At 71.2% G+C, this 16,810-nt stretch carries 13 protein-coding genes; 10 read left to right on the forward strand and 3 right to left on the reverse strand.

Going from position 1 to position 16,810, the window contains the following annotated elements; translation table 11 throughout:
- Positions 1 to 282 precede the first annotated feature (282 nt).
- On the forward strand, positions 283 to 2,748 hold the full coding sequence (locus AB0M18_RS06985; RefSeq protein ID WP_365755761.1) for a bifunctional (p)ppGpp synthetase/guanosine-3',5'-bis(diphosphate) 3'-pyrophosphohydrolase: 2,466 nt from the start codon (positions 283 to 285) through the stop codon (positions 2,746 to 2,748).
- 88 nt (positions 2,749 to 2,836) lie between these two features.
- Here the strand turns inward: AB0M18_RS06985 and AB0M18_RS06990 are convergent, their stop codons facing one another.
- Together AB0M18_RS06990 and AB0M18_RS06995 are read right to left on the reverse strand one after the other, a co-directional pair.
- Positions 2,837 to 4,066: a DUF349 domain-containing protein gene (locus tag AB0M18_RS06990; RefSeq protein ID WP_365755762.1), complete on the reverse strand. Its 1,230-nt coding sequence runs from the start codon at positions 4,064 to 4,066 to the stop codon at positions 2,837 to 2,839.
- A 211-nt stretch (positions 4,067 to 4,277) separates the two neighbouring features.
- Complete coding sequence (locus AB0M18_RS06995; protein WP_365755763.1) at positions 4,278 to 5,063, reverse strand: peptidylprolyl isomerase; 786 nt, start codon at positions 5,061 to 5,063, stop codon at positions 4,278 to 4,280.
- A gap of 164 nt (positions 5,064 to 5,227) precedes the next feature.
- On the opposite strand from AB0M18_RS06995, the gene AB0M18_RS07000 reads away from it, so the two are divergent.
- From AB0M18_RS07000 to rpsD, 5 genes are all read left to right on the forward strand, one after another.
- Positions 5,228 to 5,938: an MBL fold metallo-hydrolase gene (locus AB0M18_RS07000; protein WP_365755764.1), complete on the forward strand. Its 711-nt coding sequence runs from the start codon at positions 5,228 to 5,230 to the stop codon at positions 5,936 to 5,938.
- A 10-nt stretch (positions 5,939 to 5,948) separates the two neighbouring features.
- Positions 5,949 to 7,211: a histidine--tRNA ligase gene (hisS, locus tag AB0M18_RS07005; protein ID WP_365755765.1), complete on the forward strand. Its 1,263-nt coding sequence runs from the start codon at positions 5,949 to 5,951 to the stop codon at positions 7,209 to 7,211.
- Between the two features lie 162 nt (positions 7,212 to 7,373).
- On the forward strand, positions 7,374 to 8,000 hold the full coding sequence (locus AB0M18_RS07010; protein WP_365755766.1) for a vitamin K epoxide reductase family protein: 627 nt from the start codon (positions 7,374 to 7,376) through the stop codon (positions 7,998 to 8,000).
- Between the two features lie 64 nt (positions 8,001 to 8,064).
- Positions 8,065 to 9,420 carry a replication-associated recombination protein A gene (locus tag AB0M18_RS07015; protein WP_365755768.1) on the forward strand — a complete coding sequence of 452 codons (1,356 nt, stop codon included), beginning with the start codon at positions 8,065 to 8,067 and terminating at the stop codon, positions 9,418 to 9,420.
- A 347-nt stretch (positions 9,421 to 9,767) separates the two neighbouring features.
- The gene (rpsD, locus tag AB0M18_RS07020; protein ID WP_265867159.1) at positions 9,768 to 10,382 is read left to right on the forward strand and encodes a 30S ribosomal protein S4; all 615 of its coding nucleotides are present in this window, start codon (positions 9,768 to 9,770) and stop codon (positions 10,380 to 10,382) included.
- A 34-nt stretch (positions 10,383 to 10,416) separates the two neighbouring features.
- Here the strand turns inward: rpsD and AB0M18_RS07025 are convergent, their stop codons facing one another.
- Complete coding sequence (locus AB0M18_RS07025) at positions 10,417 to 12,594, reverse strand: AAA family ATPase (RefSeq protein WP_365755769.1); 2,178 nt, start codon at positions 12,592 to 12,594, stop codon at positions 10,417 to 10,419.
- Between the two features lie 174 nt (positions 12,595 to 12,768).
- On the opposite strand from AB0M18_RS07025, the gene AB0M18_RS07030 reads away from it, so the two are divergent.
- Genes AB0M18_RS07030 through ruvX form a run of 4 tightly spaced genes read left to right on the forward strand, consistent with a single transcriptional unit; the run spans position 12,769 to position 16,713 of the window.
- Positions 12,769 to 13,212, forward strand: a complete 444-nt coding sequence (locus tag AB0M18_RS07030) for a DUF948 domain-containing protein (RefSeq protein WP_365755770.1) — start codon at positions 12,769 to 12,771, stop codon at positions 13,210 to 13,212.
- 5 nt (positions 13,213 to 13,217) lie between these two features.
- On the forward strand, positions 13,218 to 13,577 hold the full coding sequence (locus tag AB0M18_RS07035; protein WP_365755771.1) for a hypothetical protein: 360 nt from the start codon (positions 13,218 to 13,220) through the stop codon (positions 13,575 to 13,577).
- Positions 13,577 to 16,246 carry an alanine--tRNA ligase gene (gene alaS / locus AB0M18_RS07040; RefSeq protein WP_365755772.1) on the forward strand — a complete coding sequence of 890 codons (2,670 nt, stop codon included), beginning with the start codon at positions 13,577 to 13,579 and terminating at the stop codon, positions 16,244 to 16,246. The genes AB0M18_RS07035 and alaS overlap by 1 nt, the downstream gene beginning before the upstream one ends.
- Before the next feature lie 2 nt (positions 16,247 to 16,248).
- Positions 16,249 to 16,713 carry a Holliday junction resolvase RuvX gene (gene ruvX / locus AB0M18_RS07045; RefSeq protein WP_123954413.1) on the forward strand — a complete coding sequence of 155 codons (465 nt, stop codon included), beginning with the start codon at positions 16,249 to 16,251 and terminating at the stop codon, positions 16,711 to 16,713.
- Positions 16,714 to 16,810 lie beyond the last annotated feature (97 nt).

The following is a 16,810-nucleotide window of genomic DNA, read 5'->3' on the forward strand; positions in this document are numbered from 1 at the left end:
GCCGCCCCGGCCGAGGCCCACAGCCTCCCGCCGGGGCGGCTTCGCGTCGCGACCGGCGCGTCCGCACGGCGCCGGACCCGGACGACGGGGGCGGCCCGGGGAATCCCCGGGCCGCCCCCGTCGTTTTTCGGACAGAGCCCGGAACGGGTCCCGGTGCCGTCTCAGCTCTCAGGCGCGTGAGCACCGGCGCTCCCAGGTCGATACGATGGCCTTTCCGGGCCTGACCGGGGGACCCGGAAGCTCCCCCAGACTCCGTCCGGGGGTACCGCCAGAGGAGCGCTCTTGCCAGACGAGGCCCAGCCACTCTCCGCCGCGCAGCCCGACAAGCAGGCCGACCAGGCCGCGCCGGGCACCGCCGCGCCCAAGAACCCGCCCGCGGAGACCAAGCCCCGTCCCGCGGCGCCGGCTCCGGCCCCGTCCGCCCGGCCCACGCCGGCCCCGCCCGCCCGCTCCGGCGGCTCCTCCAGCCGCGTCCGCGCCCGGCTCGCCCGGCTCGGCGTCCAGCGCTCCTCCCCGTACAACCCGGTCCTCGAACCGCTGCTGCGGATCGTCCGCTCCAACGACCCGAAGATCGAGACGGCGACCCTGCGCCAGATCGAGCGCGCCTACCAGGTCGCGGAGCGCTGGCACCGCGGCCAGAAGCGCAAGAGCGGCGACCCTTACATCACCCACCCGCTCGCCGTCACCACCATCCTCGCCGAGCTGGGCATGGACCCGGCGACCCTGATGGCCGGACTCCTCCACGACACCGTCGAGGACACCGAGTACGGCCTGGAGGACCTGCGCCGCGACTTCGGCGACCAGGTCGCCCTCCTCGTCGACGGCGTCACCAAGCTCGACAAGGTCAAGTTCGGCGAGGCCGCGCAGGCCGAGACCGTCCGCAAGATGGTCGTCGCCATGGCCAAGGACCCCCGGGTCCTCGTCATCAAGCTCGCCGACCGCCTGCACAACATGCGCACCATGCGCTACCTCAAGCGGGAGAAGCAGGAGAAGAAGGCCCGCGAGACCCTGGAGATCTACGCCCCGCTGGCGCACCGGCTGGGCATGAACACCATCAAGTGGGAGCTGGAGGACCTCGCCTTCGCGATCCTCTACCCCAAGATGTACGACGAGATCGTCCGGCTCGTCGCCGAGCGCGCCCCCAAGCGGGACGAGTACCTCGCGATAGTGACCGACGAGGTCCAGGCCGACCTGCGGGCCGCCCGGATCAAGGCCACCGTCACCGGCCGGCCGAAGCACTACTACAGCGTCTACCAGAAGATGATCGTCCGCGGCCGGGACTTCGCGGAGATCTACGACCTGGTCGGCATCCGCGTGCTCGTGGACACCGTCCGCGACTGCTACGCGGCCCTCGGCACCGTCCACGCGCGATGGAACCCGGTCCCCGGCCGGTTCAAGGACTACATCGCGATGCCGAAGTTCAACATGTACCAGTCGCTGCACACCACGGTCATCGGCCCCAACGGCAAGCCGGTCGAGCTGCAGATCCGCACCTTCGACATGCACCGCCGCGCCGAGTACGGCATCGCCGCGCACTGGAAGTACAAGCAGGAGGCCGTCGCGGGCGCCTCCAAGGTGCGCACCGACGTGCCGAAGAACGCCGGCAAGGACGACCACCTCAACGACATGGCGTGGCTGCGCCAGCTGCTCGACTGGCAGAAGGAGACCGAGGACCCGGGCGAGTTCCTGGAGTCGCTGCGCTTCGACCTCTCGCGCAACGAGGTCTTCGTCTTCACCCCCAAGGGCGATGTCATCGCGCTGCCCGCCGGCGCCACCCCGGTCGACTTCTCCTACGCCGTCCACACCGAGGTCGGACACCGCACCATAGGGGCCCGGGTCAACGGGCGCCTGGTGCCGCTGGAGTCCACCCTCGACAACGGCGACCTGGTCGAGGTCTTCACCTCCAAGGCCGCCGGCGCCGGGCCCTCCCGGGACTGGCTGGGCTTCGTCAAGTCGCCGCGCGCCCGCAACAAGATCCGCGCCTGGTTCTCCAAGGAGCGCCGCGACGAGGCCATCGAGCAGGGCAAGGACGCCATCGCGCGGGCCATGCGCAAGCAGAACCTGCCGATCCAGCGCATCCTCACCGGCGACTCGCTCGTCACCCTCGCCCACGAGCTGCGCTACAGCGACATCTCGTCCCTGTACGCGGCGATCGGCGAGGGCCATGTCACCGCCCAGTCCATCGTGCAGAAGCTGGTCCAGGCCCTCGGCGGCGAGGAGGCCGCGACCGAGGACATCGCCGAGGCCGCCCCGCCGACCCGCGGCCGCGCCAAGCGCCGCTCCAACGCCGACCCGGGCGTGGTGGTCAGGGGCGTCGAGGACGTCTGGGTGAAGCTGGCCCGCTGCTGCACCCCGGTGCCCGGCGACCCGATCATCGGCTTCGTCACCCGCGGCAGCGGCGTATCGGTTCACCGCAGCGACTGCGTCAACGTGGAGTCCCTGTCCCGGGAGCCCGAGCGGATCCTGGAGGTCGAGTGGGCCCCTACCCAGTCCTCCGTCTTCCTGGTCGCCATCCAGGTCGAGGCCCTGGACCGCTCGCGCCTCCTCTCGGACGTCACCCGGGTCCTCTCGGACCAGCACGTCAACATCCTCTCGGCCGCCGTCCAGACCTCCCGCGACCGCGTGGCCACCTCCCGCTTCACCTTCGAGATGGGCGACCCCAAGCACCTGGGGCACGTGTTGAAGGCGGTACGGGGCGTGGAGGGCGTGTACGACGTGTACCGCGTGACCAGCGCGCGCAGGCCGTAACGGCGTACGCGTCGTACGAGCAGGTACGAGGAGGGCCCCCGGCACAGCGTGTGCCGGGGGCCCTCCTCGTACCGCTACGGGGCCGGCGTCAGCCGCCGAACTCCTGCAGGCCCTTCAGCGCCTGGTCCAGCAGGGCCTGGCGGCCCTCCAGCTCCTTGGCGAGCTTGTCGGCCCGGGCGTCGTTGCCGGCGGCGCGGGCCGTGTCGATCTGCTTCTGGAGCTTGTCGACCGCGTCCTGGAGCTGGCCCGTCAGACCGGCCGCACGGGCGCGGGCCTCCGGGTTGGTGCGACGCCACTCGTTCTCCTCGGCGTCCTGGATGGCGCGCTCCACCGCGTGCATCCGGCCCTCGACCTTCGGGCGGGCGTCGCGCGGCACATGGCCGATGGCCTCCCAGCGCTCGTTGATCGAGCGGAAGGCGGCCCGGGCGGCCTTCAGGTCCGAGACCGGGACCAGCTTCTCCGCCTCGCCCGCGAGCTCCTCCTTCAGCTTGAGGTTCTCGACCTGCTCGGCGTCGCGCTCGGCGAACACCTCGCTGCGGGCCGCGAAGAACACGTCCTGGGCGCCGCGGAAGCGGTTCCACAGGTCGTCCTCGTGCTCGCGCTGGGCCCGGCCCGCCGCCTTCCAGTCCGCCATCAGCTCGCGGTAGCGGGCGGCCGTCGCACCCCAGTCGGTCGAGTTCGACAGCGACTCGGCCTCGGCGACCAGACGCTCCTTGGTCTTACGGGCGTCCTCGCGCTGCGCGTCGAGCGCGGCGAAGTGGGCCTTGCGGCGCTTGGAGAACGCCGAGCGGGCGTGCGAGAAGCGGTGCCACAGCTCGTCGTCGGACTTGCGGTCGAGCCGCGGCAGACCCTTCCAGGTGTCCACCAGGGCCCGCAGCCGCTCGCCCGCGGCGCGCCACTGCTCGCTCTGCGCCAGCTCCTCGGCCTCGGTGACCAGCGCCTCCTTGGCGGAGCGCGCCTCGTCGGCCTGCTTCGCCTTCTGGACCTTGCGTTCCTCGCGGCGCGACTCCACCGACTCGGTCAGCTTGTCGAGCCGGACCTTCAGCGCGGCGAGGTCGCCCACCGCGTGGTGCTCCTCGACCTGCTGCCGGATGTGCTCGATGGCCGCCGTGGCGTCCTTGGCCGACAGGTCGGTGGTCCGCACCCGCTTCTCGAGGAGGCCGATCTCGACCACCAGCCCCTCGTACTTGCGCTCGAAGTAGGCCAGCGCCTCCTCAGGGGTGCCGGCCTGCCACGATCCGACGACCTGCTCGCCCTCGGCCGTACGCACGTACACGGTGCCCGTCTCGTCGACGCGGCCCCACGGGTCGCTGCTCACAGCGCCTCCTCCACATGATGCCGTCGCGGGGGCCTCGGCCCCCGGGCATCGTCCACGGTTTCCCGGCGGGTCTCGCCCGCCCTCCACAGCGCGGCCGTCGGCCTGCGCTGCACAACGCCAATCTAGGCGAACGGCGGCCCGGCTGTCCGCACTCAGCGCGACCGAAATTCAACGGTCGTACGCAGGTGTGGTCGCCGGGCCGCCTCCGCACTCACTTCTTGGCGACGGTGGCCTTCTCGATCGTGACCGCCTTCTGCGGCGCGCCGTCGCCCGCACCGCCCTGGACGCCCGCCTTCGCCACGTCCTCGACGACCTTCAGGCCGTCCGCGTCGAAGGTGCCGAACGGGGTGTAGTTCGGCGGGAGTTTGGTGTCCTTGTAGACGAGGAAGAACTGGCTGCCGCCGGTGTTCGGGCCGGCGTTGGCCATCGCCACGGTGCCCTTCGGGAAGGTGACCGAGCCGTCCTGGCCCGCCTTGCCGAGGCCGTTCAGGTTCTCGTCCGGGATCGAGTAGCCCGGGCCGCCGGTGCCGTCGCCCTTCGGGTCGCCGCACTGGAGCACGAAGATGCCCGAGGTGGTGAGACGGTGGCACTTGGTCCCGTCGAAGTACTTCTTGTCGGCGAGGTGCTTGAAGGAGTTCACGGTGTGCGGGGCCTTCGCCGCGTCCATCGTGACCCTGATGTCGCCGACGTTCGTGCTGAGGGCCATCGTGTACGTGGCCTTCTGGTCGATCGACATCGCCGGCTCGGGCTGCGCCGAGGGCGTCGGCTCCGCGCTCGGGGTGTCGCTCGCGGTCGCCGCACTGTCGCTCTTCGCGTCGTTGTCGCCGGTCAGGGCCACCGAGGCCCATACGGCGAGGCCTGCGGCGAGCACCACCGCGAGCGACGAGGCGATGACGGTGTTCCGGCGCGCCTTGCGCTGCGCCTCGGCACGCCGCTGCTGCTGCCGCGCGTACTTCTCCCTGGCGAGCTGCCGCCGCCGCTGATCGCTGGTGACCACCGGGTCCGCTCCCTTTCGATCGGGTGTTCCTGTCCTGGTCGGATGTGCCCGTACCGTATACGGGTTGGCTGTGGAATACGCACCGCCGGTAGGCTCTGATCTGCTGCATTCCGCTGCGTTCCGCGCCGGCGCAGCCAACTGCCGGACGACAAATAAGGACGATCGTGCTGATTGCCGGGTTCCCCGCCGGGGCCTGGGGGACCAACTGTTATGTGGTCGCCCCCGCCGCGGGCGAGGAGTGCGTCATCATCGACCCGGGCCACCAGGCGGCCCAGGGAGTCGAGGAGACGCTGAAGAAGCATCGGCTCAAGCCCGTCGCCGTGGTCCTCACGCACGGCCACATCGACCACGTCGCCTCCGTCGTCCCGGTCTGCGGCGCCCATGACGTACCCGCGTGGATCCACCCTGCCGACCGGTACATGATGAGCGACCCGGAGAAGGCCCTCGGCCGCTCCATCGGGATGCCCCTCATGGGCGAGCTGACCGTGGGCGAGCCGGACGACGTGCACGAGCTCACCGACGGTGCCGCGCTGAAGCTCGCGGGCCTCGACTTCTCCGTCGCGCACGCGCCCGGCCATACCAAGGGGTCGGTGACCTTCCGGACGCCGGAGACCACGGAGATCCCCTCCGTCCTCTTCTCCGGCGACCTGCTGTTCGCCGGCTCCATCGGACGCACCGACCTGCCCGGCGGTGACATGGACGAGATGCTCGCATCGCTGACCCGCGTGGTCCTGCCGCTCGAGAACTCGACCGTCGTCCTGTCCGGCCACGGTCCCCAGACGACCATCGGCCAGGAGCGCGCCACCAACCCGTATCTGCGGCAGGTGGCCTCCGGTCTCGGGAGCGAGACCCAGGCTCCCCGACGAGGAATGTGACAAGACTTTCGTGAGCACCTTCAAGGCCCCCAAGGGCACCTTCGATCTCATCCCGCCGTTCTCGGCGACCTATCTCGCTGTCCGCGACGCGATCTCCGCGCCCCTCCGGAAGTCCGGATACGGCTACGTCGAGACCCCCGGCTTCGAGGACGTCAACCTGTTCGCGCGCGGTGTCGGCGAGTCCACCGACATCGTGACCAAGGAGATGTACACCCTCACGACCAAGGGCGGCTCCAATCTCGCCCTGCGTCCCGAAGGCACGGCCTCCGTGCTGCGGGCGGCTCTGGAAGCGAACATGCACAAGGCCGGCGGACTGCCGGTCAAGCTCTGGTACAGCGGCTCGTACTACCGCTACGAGCGTCCGCAGAAGGGCCGCTACCGCCACTTCTCCCAGGTCGGTGCCGAGGCCATCGGCGCCGAGGACCCGGCGCTCGACGCCGAGCTGATCATCCTGGCCGACCAGGCCTACCGCTCGCTCGGGCTGCGTGAGTTCCGCATCCTGCTGAACTCGCTCGGCGACAAGCAGTGCCGTCCCGTCTACCGCGAGGCCCTGCAGACCTTCCTGCGCGGCCTCGACCTCGACGAGGAGACGCTGCGCCGCGCCGAGATCAACCCGCTGCGGGTGCTCGACGACAAGCGCGCCGACGTCCAGAAGCAGCTCGTCGACGCCCCGCTCCTGAAGGACTACCTGTGCGAGGAGTGCAAGGCGTACCACTCCGAGGTGCGTGAGCTGCTCACCGCGGCCGGCGTGACCTTCGAGGACGACGACAAGCTGGTCCGTGGCCTGGACTACTACACCCGGACCACCTTCGAGTTCGTCCACGACGGTCTCGGCTCGCAGTCCGCGGTGGGTGGCGGCGGTCGCTACGACGGTCTGTCGGAGATGATCGGCGGCCCCGCGCTGCCGTCCGTCGGCTGGGCGCTCGGCGTGGACCGCACGGTGCTGGCGCTGGAGGCCGAGGGCATCGAGCTCGACATCCCGCCGGCCACCAGCGTCTTCGCGGTGGCGCTGGGCGACGAGGCGCGCAAGGTGCTGTTCGGGTTCGTCACGCGGCTCCGCAAGGAGGGTGTCGCCACGGACTTCAGCTATGGCGCGAAGGGCCTCAAGGCCCACATGAAGAGCGCCAACCGCTCCGGCGCCCGCTTCACCCTCGTCGCCGGCGAGCGCGACCTCGCCGAGGGCGTCGTCCAGCTCAAGGACATGGAGTCCGGCGAGCAGACGGCGGTCGCGCTCGACGAGCTGGTCGACGCGGTGAAGGCGAAGCTCGCCTGATCCGGAAGCGCTGTACGTGCGAGCGGGCCCCCGGCCGTGTGCCGGGGGCCCTCCGCGTTCGCTCACACCGTCCGTACGGCCGGGTGCGGCAGAATGTCCGTACCCCCGGCCGTGCCCAGGCCATGCCCCGTCAGCGGAATCGACGAAGAGCGAGTGAGCGACATGACCAACGCAGCGGCCGCGAGCGGGACCGCCGGGCGGGAGGACTCCCGCACCATCGGCGCGAGCCGTGCCTTCGCCTGGCTCCTGGTGATCACCGGGGCGGCGGGACTGCTCGCCGCCTGGGTCATCACCATCGACAAGTTCAAGCTCCTGGAAGACCCGAACTTCGTCCCCGGGTGCAGCCTCAACCCCATCGTGTCCTGCGGGAACATCATGAAGAGCGAGCAGGCCTCGGTCTTCGGCTTCCCGAACCCGATGCTCGGCCTGGTCACCTACTCCGTGGTGATCGCGATCGGCGTCGGCCTCCTCGCCGGCGCCCGCTACCGCCGCTGGTACTGGCTCGGGCTCAACGCCGGCACCCTCTTCGGCGTCGGCTTCTGCACCTGGCTGATGCAGCAGTCCCTGTACGAGATCAACGCGCTGTGCCTGTGGTGCGTTCTCGCCTGGGTCGCCACCATCGTCATGTTCTGGTACGTGACCTCGCACAACGTGCTGGGCGGGGTGCTGCCCGCGCCGGCCGGCCTGCGCACCTTCTTCGCCGAGTTCACCTGGGTGCTCCCGGTGCTGCACATCGGCATCATCGGCATGCTGATCCTGACCCGCTGGTGGGACTTCTGGACCAGCTGAGCGACCGGCTGAGCCCGGGCCGAGCCACACGGACTGTCAGTGCTCTGACTTAGGCTTCTCTTCCGTGGAGCCCGACCTTTTCACCGCAGCAGCCGAAGAACGCCAGGAGAAGGACCCGGCCAGCAGCCCGCTGGCCGTGCGGATGCGTCCGCGCACCCTCGACGAGGTCGTGGGGCAGAGCCATCTGCTGAAGCCCGGCTCCCCGCTGCGCCGCCTGGTCGGCGACGGCTCGGGCGGACCGGCGGGCGCGTCCTCGGTGATCCTCTGGGGCCCGCCCGGCATCGGCAAGACCACCCTCGCCTACGTGGTCTCCAAGGCCACCGACAAGCGCTTCGTGGAGCTGTCCGCGATCACCGCGGGCGTCAAGGAGGTCCGGGCCGTCATCGACGGGGCCCGCCGTGCCGTCGGCGGCTTCGGCAAGGAGACCGTCCTCTTCCTCGACGAGATCCACCGCTTCTCCAAGGCCCAGCAGGACTCCCTCCTCCCGGCCGTCGAGAACCGCTGGGTGACCCTGATCGCCGCCACCACCGAGAACCCGTACTTCTCGGTGATCTCCCCGCTGCTCTCCCGCTCCCTCCTGCTCACCCTGGAGCCGCTCACCGACGCCGACCTGAGCGGACTGCTGCACCGCGCCCTGGACGAGGAGCGGGGGCTCGGCGGGGCCGTCGGGCTCGACGAGGACGCCGAGGCGCACCTGCTGCGGATCGCAGGCGGGGACGCCCGGCGTGCCCTGACCGCCCTGGAGGCGGCGGCCGGCGCGGCCCTCGCCAAGCAGGAGAAGACCATCACCCTGGAGACGGTCGAGGAGACCGTCGACCGGGCGGCCGTGAAGTACGACCGGGACGGCGACCAGCACTACGACGTGGCGAGCGCGCTGATCAAGTCGATCCGCGGCTCCGACGTGGACGCGGCGCTGCACTATCTGGCCCGGATGATCGAGGCGGGGGAGGACCCGCGGTTCATCGCCCGGCGCCTGATGATCTCGGCCAGCGAGGACATCGGCCTCGCCGATCCGAACGCACTGCCGCTGGCCGTCGCCGCCGCCCAGGCCGTCGCCATGATCGGCTTCCCCGAGGCGGCGCTGACCCTGAGCCACGCCACCATCGCCCTGGCGCTCGCCCCGAAGTCCAACGCGGCGACGAACGCGATCTTCGCCGCCCGCGCGGACGTCCAGGGCGGTCTGGCCGGCCCCGTACCGCCCCATCTGCGCGACGGCCACTACAAGGGCGCCGCCAAGCTGGGCCACGCCCAGGGCTATGTGTATCCGCACGACGTGCCGGGGGCCATCGCCAGCCAGCAGTACGCGCCGGACTCGGTCCACGGGAAGCAGTACTACGAGCCGACGCGCTACGGCGCGGAGGCGCGCTACGCGGACGTGGTCGAGAAGGTGCGGGAGCGCCTGAGGGGCGAGGGCGGCTGAGAGGGCCCGGCGCGAGGCGCCCGGCGGACCCGGTACACTGATCCGAAGTGCTGCGTCCTGTGTCCGGCTCCGGCCGGCATCACCAGAACAGGACGGACAGCCGGAGTCCCGGTCTTCGGGCGGGGTCTCCAGGAGCGTCGCGCACCTTCGAAGGTGTCGCGGGCAACCCACCACCACCGGGATTCCCGGAGCGGGCGGTGGGTCGTTCGCGTGCTGCACGTATGTGCCCAGACCTGGGAGCGGCTGCCCGGCAGGTCCCTTGCGGACCCGACGGGTTTCCCGGCTGCGGATTGCGACCTCCCTAACCCTGGTGAAGCCGTATTCGAAACAGTGAGAGAGGTTGGTTCATGCCGAACCAGTCCCGTCCCAAGGTCAAGAAGTCGCGTGCCCTCGGCATCGCGCTGACCCCGAAGGCCGTCAAGTACTTCGAGGCCCGCCCCTACCCGCCGGGCGAGCACGGCCGTGGCCGCAAGCAGAACTCGGACTACAAGGTCCGTCTGCTCGAGAAGCAGCGTCTGCGCGCCCAGTACGACATCAGCGAGCGCCAGATGGCCCGCGCCTACGACCGCGCCAAGAAGGCCGAGGGCAAGACGGGCGAGGCGCTGGTCGTCGAGCTCGAGCGTCGCCTCGACGCCCTGGTCCTGCGTTCGGGCATCGCCCGCACCATCTACCAGGCCCGCCAGATGGTCGTCCACGGCCACATCCAGGTCAACGGTGGCAAGGTCGACAAGCCGTCCTTCCGTGTCCGTCCCGACGACGTCGTGATGGTCCGCGAGAAGTCGCGCAACAAGACCCTGTTCCAGGTGGCCCGCGAGGGTGGCTTCGCCCCCGACGGCGAGACCCCGCGCTACCTGCAGGTCAACCTGAAGGCCCTGGCCTTCCGCCTGGACCGCGACCCGAACCGCAAGGAGATCCCGGTCGTCTGCGACGAGCAGCTGGTCGTCGAGTACTACGCCCGTTGATCTTCAGCGAGCGCTAGTACCACCTCCGCGGTGTTCAGCCCGCCGCTTCCCCACCCGACACGGTGGGGGAGCCGGCGGGCTTCCGCGTGTCCGGGACGGGTGCCCGTCCGGTACGGAAGGGGCGCGGGGCCGCCGCGCCCGCCCCTTCCCCGGCGGCCGGATCCCGGCGCTCGGCGAGCGCCCGGTCCACCGTCGCGTCCAGCGACAACCGCTCGCCCTCGCCGTACCAGGCGCCGTACGCCTCCCCGCCGAGCAGCTCGCCCGCCTGCCGGGCACACAGCGCCCGGGCCCCGTTGAAGTTGCTCGAACCGAACAGCGGCAACCCCACCGCCTGCCACACCGGTGCCGCCGCCCCCTGCAGCAGCGCCGCCTCCGTCGGATCCCCCTCGACCGCCGTCACCAGCGCGAGCAGCTCGATCCCGAGCACCAGACCCACCAGGTCGTGGAACGCGTGGTTGATCGTCACGCACTCGGTGAGGAGCTCCCGCGCCGACAGCGGATCGCCGTCCGTCAGCGCCGCGTACGCCAGGACGTACAGCGCGTACGCCCGGGTCCACCGCTCCCCGCGCTCCTCGCAGACCTCCCGCACCTCGGCGCACAGCGCGACCGCACTCTCCAGATCCCCCTGGAAGGCCCGCGCCATCGCCAGCTCCACCTGCCCCATCAGCACATTGCTGTTCAGCTCGCCCAGCTCGCGATAGGCGTCGAGCGCCCGACCGATCAGCTCCTCGGCCCGCGGCAGCTCGTCCGAGATCAGCGCCAGACACCCCATCCGGTGCGTCGCGTACGCCTCCGCCAGCGCGTTCCCGGTGATCCGGGCCCGCTCCCCGCACTCGTGCAGCGCCGCCACCGCCGCCGTCGGATCGCCCTGCAGGATCGCCACGTACCCGAGCACCCACAGGGCCTTGAGCCGCGCCTCCTCGTGCAGCGCCACCGGCTGGTGCGCGCAGGCCGTCACCGCCCGGTCCAGCCAGTGCCGGCCCTCTGAAAGGCGCCCGCAGCCCGCCCAGTAGAACCACAGCGTGCCCGCCAGATGCTGGGCGAGCGCAGAGTCCTCCGCCGACTCCAGACACAACTCCAGCGCCGCCCGCAGATTCGGCAGCGCCACGTCCGTGGCCGCCGCCACCTCCGCCTGCCGGGGACTGAACCACTCCAGCTCGCACCAAGTGGCCAGGCCCATGTACCAGTCCCGGTGGCGGCGCCGCATCCGCTCGGTGTCGCCGAGCGCCGCCAGCCACTCCGCCCCGTACGCCCCGACCGTGTCGAGCATCCGGTAGCGCGGGCCCGCCGCCGTGGACTCGCGGGTCACCAGGGACTGTGCGAGGAGCTCGCCGAGCACGTCGAGCACCCGGTCCGCCGGCAGCTCGGGGCCCCCGCACACGTACTCCACGGCCTCCAGGTCGAAGGGACCGGCGAAGACCGAGAGCCGCGCCCACAGCAGCCGCTCCTCCGGCGTGCACAGCTCATGGCTCCAGCCGATCGCCGTGCGCAGCGTCTGATGCCGGGGGAGTGCGCCGCGCCGCCCGCCGTCGAGCAGCCGGAAACGGTCCTCCAGACGCCGGAGCAGCTGCTCCGGCGTGAGCAGCGGCAGCCGCGCCGCCGCCAGTTCGAGAGCCAGCGGGATCCCGTCGAGCCGCCGGCACAGTTCCCGCAGGGTCTCCGGGTCCCCGCCCGCGTCCGGGCCCGCACCCGCCTCCGCGGCCCGCCCCGCGAGCAGCTCCATCGCGTCCGCCGCGCCCATCGGCGCCAGCGTGCACACCGCCTCGCCGTCCACCCGCAGCGGCCGGCGGCCCGCCGCGAGCACGGTGAGCCCCGGACACCGGGCGAGCAGCTCCCGCAGCAGCCCCGCGCACTCTTCGACCAGGTGCTCGAAGCCGTCCACCACGAGGAGCAGCCGCCGCTCCGCCAGGTGCTCGAGCAGCACCTCGCGCGGCGGGCGCGCCGTGTGGTCGGTCAGGCCGAGCGCCTCCACCAGGGCGTGGGCGACCAGGCCCGGGCCGCGCAGCGCGCTCAGCTCCGCGAGCCGCACCCCGTCGACGTAGCGTTTCTGCGACGCCGCGGCAGCCCGCACCGCAAGGCGTGTCTTGCCCACCCCGCCCACTCCGACCACCGTGACCAGCCGGAACTCGGCGAGCATCCGGGCCAGTCGGTCCTGTTCGGCGGTCCGGCCCACGAACCGGTTCAGCTCCGCCGGGAGATCGCTCCGTCGCATGGCACACGGAGCGTACTCATCCGCGCGCACTCCGTACAATCGGCCTGCGCAACTCCCCTCCCACAGGCGGTAATGCGGTGCGGTCGCGGACCGCGGGCGCGATAGGGTCGGAGGACGTGTACACACGGGTCCGACGACCGTCCGGGACCCGACGACAGCAGAGAGCGGTGCAGCGTGACCGGTGGTGAGGTTGCCGGGATCCTGGTGGCCGTGTTCTGGGCGATCCTCGTCTCCTTCCTCGCCGTGGTGCTGGTGAGGCTGGCGCAGACGCTCCGGGCGACCACCAGGCTCGTCGCGGACGTGACCGAGAAGGCCGTCCCGCTGCTCGCCGACGCCTCCGCGACCGTGCGCTCCGCGCAGACCCAGCTGGACAAGGTCGACGCCATCGCGTCCGACGTCCAGGAGGTCACCTCCAACGCCTCCGCGCTGGCCGGCACCGTGGCCTCCACCTTCGGCGGCCCGCTCGTCAAGGTCGCGGCCTTCGGCTACGGGGTGCGCCGGGCGCTGGGCCGGGACCGGGACCGGGACCGCCAGGACGCGCCCCCCGAGGCCGACCGGCGTACTGTGATCGTCGGTCGTACCGTGCCGTCCGCGAGACGCCGGAAGCAGAAGGGCTGAGCACGATGTTCCGCCGTACGTTCTGGTTCACCGCGGGCGCGGCCGCCGGTGTGTGGGCCACCACCAAGGTCAACCGGAAGCTCAAGCAGCTGACCCCGGAGAGCCTGGCCGCACAGGCGGCGAACAAGGCCGTCGAGACCGGCCACCGGCTCAAGGACTTCGCCCTCGACGTGCGGGCGACCATGCTCCAGCGGGAGGCCGAGCTCGGCGCGGCCCTGGGCCTGGACGCCCCGCCGCCCGTGGAGCAGGAGCGCGAACTGCCCGGCCCGCGCCGCCGCGCGGAGCTCGGCGGCCGCGCCGCCGAAGACACGACCACCACCTATTCGTTTTCGCACAAGTCTCACAACCGGAATGAGGACCACTGATGGAGTCGGCTGAAATCCGCCGCCGCTGGCTGAGCTTCTTCGAGGAGCGCGGGCACACCGTCGTCCCTTCGGCGTCGCTCATCGCGGACGACCCGACTCTGCTCCTCGTCCCGGCCGGCATGGTGCCCTTCAAGCCCTACTTCCTGGGTGAGGTCAAGCCGCCCTTCGCGCGCGCCTCCAGCGTGCAGAAGTGCGTGCGCACGCCCGACATCGAAGAGGTCGGCAAGACCACCCGCCACGGCACGTTCTTCCAGATGTGCGGCAACTTCTCCTTCGGCGACTACTTCAAGGAAGGCGCCATCAAGCTCGCCTGGGAGCTGCTGACCACCCCGGTCGAGCACGGCGGCTACGGGCTCGAGCCGGAGAAGCTCTGGATCACGGTCTACCAGGACGACGACGAGGCCGAGCAGATCTGGCGCGACGTCGTGGGCGTCCCCGCCGAGCGCATCCAGCGCCTGGGCAAGAAGGACAACTTCTGGTCCATGGGCGTCCCCGGCCCCTGCGGCCCCTGCTCCGAGATCAACTACGACCGCGGCCCCGAGTTCGGCGTCGAGGGCGGCCCGGCCGTCAACGACGAGCGGTACGTCGAGATCTGGAACCTCGTCTTCATGCAGTACGAGCGGGGCCAGGGCATCGGCAAGGAGGACTTCGAGATCCTCGGCGACCTGCCGTCCAAGAACATCGACACCGGCCTCGGTCTCGAGCGCCTGGCGATGATCCTCCAGGGCGTGCAGAACATGTACGAGACCGACACCCTCAAGGTCGTCATCGACAAGGCCACCGAGCTCACCGGCGTCGCCTACGGCAAGGCCCACGACTCGGACGTCTCGCTGCGCGTGGTCGCCGACCACATGCGCACCAGCGTCATGCTCATCGGCGACGGCGTCACCCCCGGCAACGAGGGCCGCGGCTACGTGCTGCGCCGCATCATGCGCCGCGCCGTCCGCAACATGCGCATGCTCGGTGCCACCGGCCCGGTCGTCGGCGAGCTCGTCGACACGGTCATCAAGACGATGGGCGAGCAGTACCCGGAGCTGGAGACCGACCGCAAGCGCATCGAGACCGTCGCCCTCGCCGAGGAGGCCGCGTTCCTCAAGGCCCTCAAGGGCGGCACCAACATCCTCGACACCGCCGTCACCGAGACCAAGGCCGCCGGCGGCACGGTCCTCGCCGGCGAGAAGGCCTTCCTGCTCCACGACACCTGGGGCTTCCCGATCGACCTCACCCTGGAGATGGCCGCCGAGCAGGGCCTCTCCGTGGACGAGGACGGCTTCCGCCGCCTGATGAAGGAGCAGCGGGAGCGCGCCAAGGCCGACGCCCAGGCCAAGAAGACCGGCCACGCCGACGTCACCTCGTACCGCGAGATCGCCGACACCGCCGGTGCCACGCAGTTCACCGGCTACACCAACACCGAGGGCGAGACCACGGTCGTCGGCCTGCTCGTCAACGGTGTCCCGTCGCCGGCCGCCTCCGAGGGCGACGACGTCGAGGTCGTCCTCGACCGCACCCCGTTCTACGCCGAGGGCGGCGGCCAGCTCGCCGACCACGGCCGGATCAGGCTGCACTCTGGCGCCGTCATCGAGATCCGCGACGTGCAGCAGCCGGTCCCCGGCGTCTCCGTGCACAAGGGTTCGGTGCAGGTCGGCGAGGTGACCGTGGGTGCCACCGCCTACGCCGCCATCGACGTGCGCCGCCGCCGGGCCATCGCCCGCGCCCACAGCGCCACCCACCTGACCCACCAGGCGCTGCGCGACGCCCTCGGCCCGACCGCCGCCCAGGCCGGTTCGGAGAACTCCCCGGGCCGCTTCCGTTTCGACTTCGGCTCGCCGAACGCCGTCCCCGGCGCCGTCCTCACCGACGTCGAGCAGAAGATCAACGAGGTGCTCTCGCGCGAGCTCGACGTGCACGCCGAGGTCATGCCGATCGACGAGGCCAAGCGCCAGGGCGCCATCGCCGAGTTCGGCGAGAAGTACGGCGAGCAGGTCCGCGTCGTCACCATCGGCGACTTCTCCAAGGAGCTGTGCGGCGGCACCCACGTGCACAACACCGCCCAGCTCGGTCTGGTGAAGCTGCTCGGCGAGTCCTCCATCGGCTCCGGCGTGCGCCGCATCGAGGCCCTCGTCGGCGTCGACGCGTACAACTTCCTGGCCCGTGAGCACACGGTCGTCGCCCAGCTCCAGGAGCTGGTCAAGGGCCGCCCGGAGGAGCTGCCGGAGAAGATCTCCTCGATGCTCGGCAAGCTGAAGGACGCCGAGAAGGAGATCGAGAAGTTCCGCGCCGAGAAGGTGCTGCAGGCCGCCGCCGGTCTGGTCGACTCCGCCCGCGACATCCGCGGCGTCGCCCTGGTGACCGGTCAGGTCCCGGACGGCACCGGCGCCGACGACCTGCGCAAGCTGGTCCTCGACGTGCGCGGCCGCATCCCTTCGGACCGCCCGGCCGTCGTGGCCCTGTTCACCACGGCCAACGGCAAGCCGCTCACGGTCATCGCCACCAACGAGGCCGCCCGCGAGCGCGGCCTCAAGGCCGGCGAGCTGGTCCGCACGGCCGCCAAGACCCTCGGCGGCGGCGGTGGCGGCAAGCCGGACGTCGCCCAGGGCGGAGGCCAGAACCCGGAGGCCGTCGGCGAGGCCATGGCCGCCGTCGAGCGTCTCGTGACGGAGACGGCGTGACGATGCGCCGAGGACGTCGGATCGCCGTCGACGTCGGGGACGCCCGCATCGGGGTCGCCTCGTGCGACCCCGACGGGGTCCTGGCCACGCCGGTGGAGACCGTGCCGGGGCGTGACGTCCCGGCCGCCCACCGGCGGCTGCGCCAGATCGTCGAGGAGTACGAGCCGATCGAGGTCGTCGTGGGCCTGCCCCGCTCGCTCAGCGGGCGGGAGGGCCCGGCCGCGACCAAGGTCCGGGCCTTCGCCCGGGAGATGGCCAAGGGCATCGCCCCGGTCCCGGTCCGGCTCGTCGACGAGCGGATGACCACGGTGACCGCGACGCAGGGCCTGCGGGCCTCGGGCGTGAAGTCCAAGAAGGGGCGGTCCGTGATCGACCAGGCCGCCGCTGTGATCATCCTGCAGAACGCTCTTGAGTCCGAACGGGTATCAGGTAATCCGCCCGGTGAGGGCGTCGAAGTGGTCATCTGATCGCGATACGGTAACGTTCCGCGCGATGCGGCGGTGTTCGAACAGCTGCCGCACAACGTAGAGGCGGAACGTCCGGAAGCCTCGCGGCTGTTTGGGG

Source organism: Streptomyces sp. NPDC051909 (genome assembly GCF_040681095.1).
Lineage (GTDB): Bacteria > Actinomycetota > Actinomycetes > Streptomycetales > Streptomycetaceae > Streptomyces.

Bases quoted from the DNA above. Each gene is read 5' to 3' on its own strand.
- AB0M18_RS07025 (WP_365755769.1), bottom strand. From the start codon at position 12,594: ATGCGACGGAGCGATCTCCCGGCGGAGCTGAACCGGTTCGTGGGCCGG.
- AB0M18_RS07010 (WP_365755766.1), top strand. From the start codon at position 7,374: ATGACCAACGCAGCGGCCGCGAGCGGGACCGCCGGGCGGGAGGACTCC.
- ruvX (WP_123954413.1), top strand. From the start codon at position 16,249: ATGCGCCGAGGACGTCGGATCGCCGTCGACGTCGGGGACGCCCGCATC.
- alaS (WP_365755772.1), top strand. From the start codon at position 13,577: ATGGAGTCGGCTGAAATCCGCCGCCGCTGGCTGAGCTTCTTCGAGGAG.
- AB0M18_RS07035 (WP_365755771.1), top strand. From the start codon at position 13,218: ATGTTCCGCCGTACGTTCTGGTTCACCGCGGGCGCGGCCGCCGGTGTG.
- rpsD (WP_265867159.1), top strand. From the start codon at position 9,768: ATGCCGAACCAGTCCCGTCCCAAGGTCAAGAAGTCGCGTGCCCTCGGC.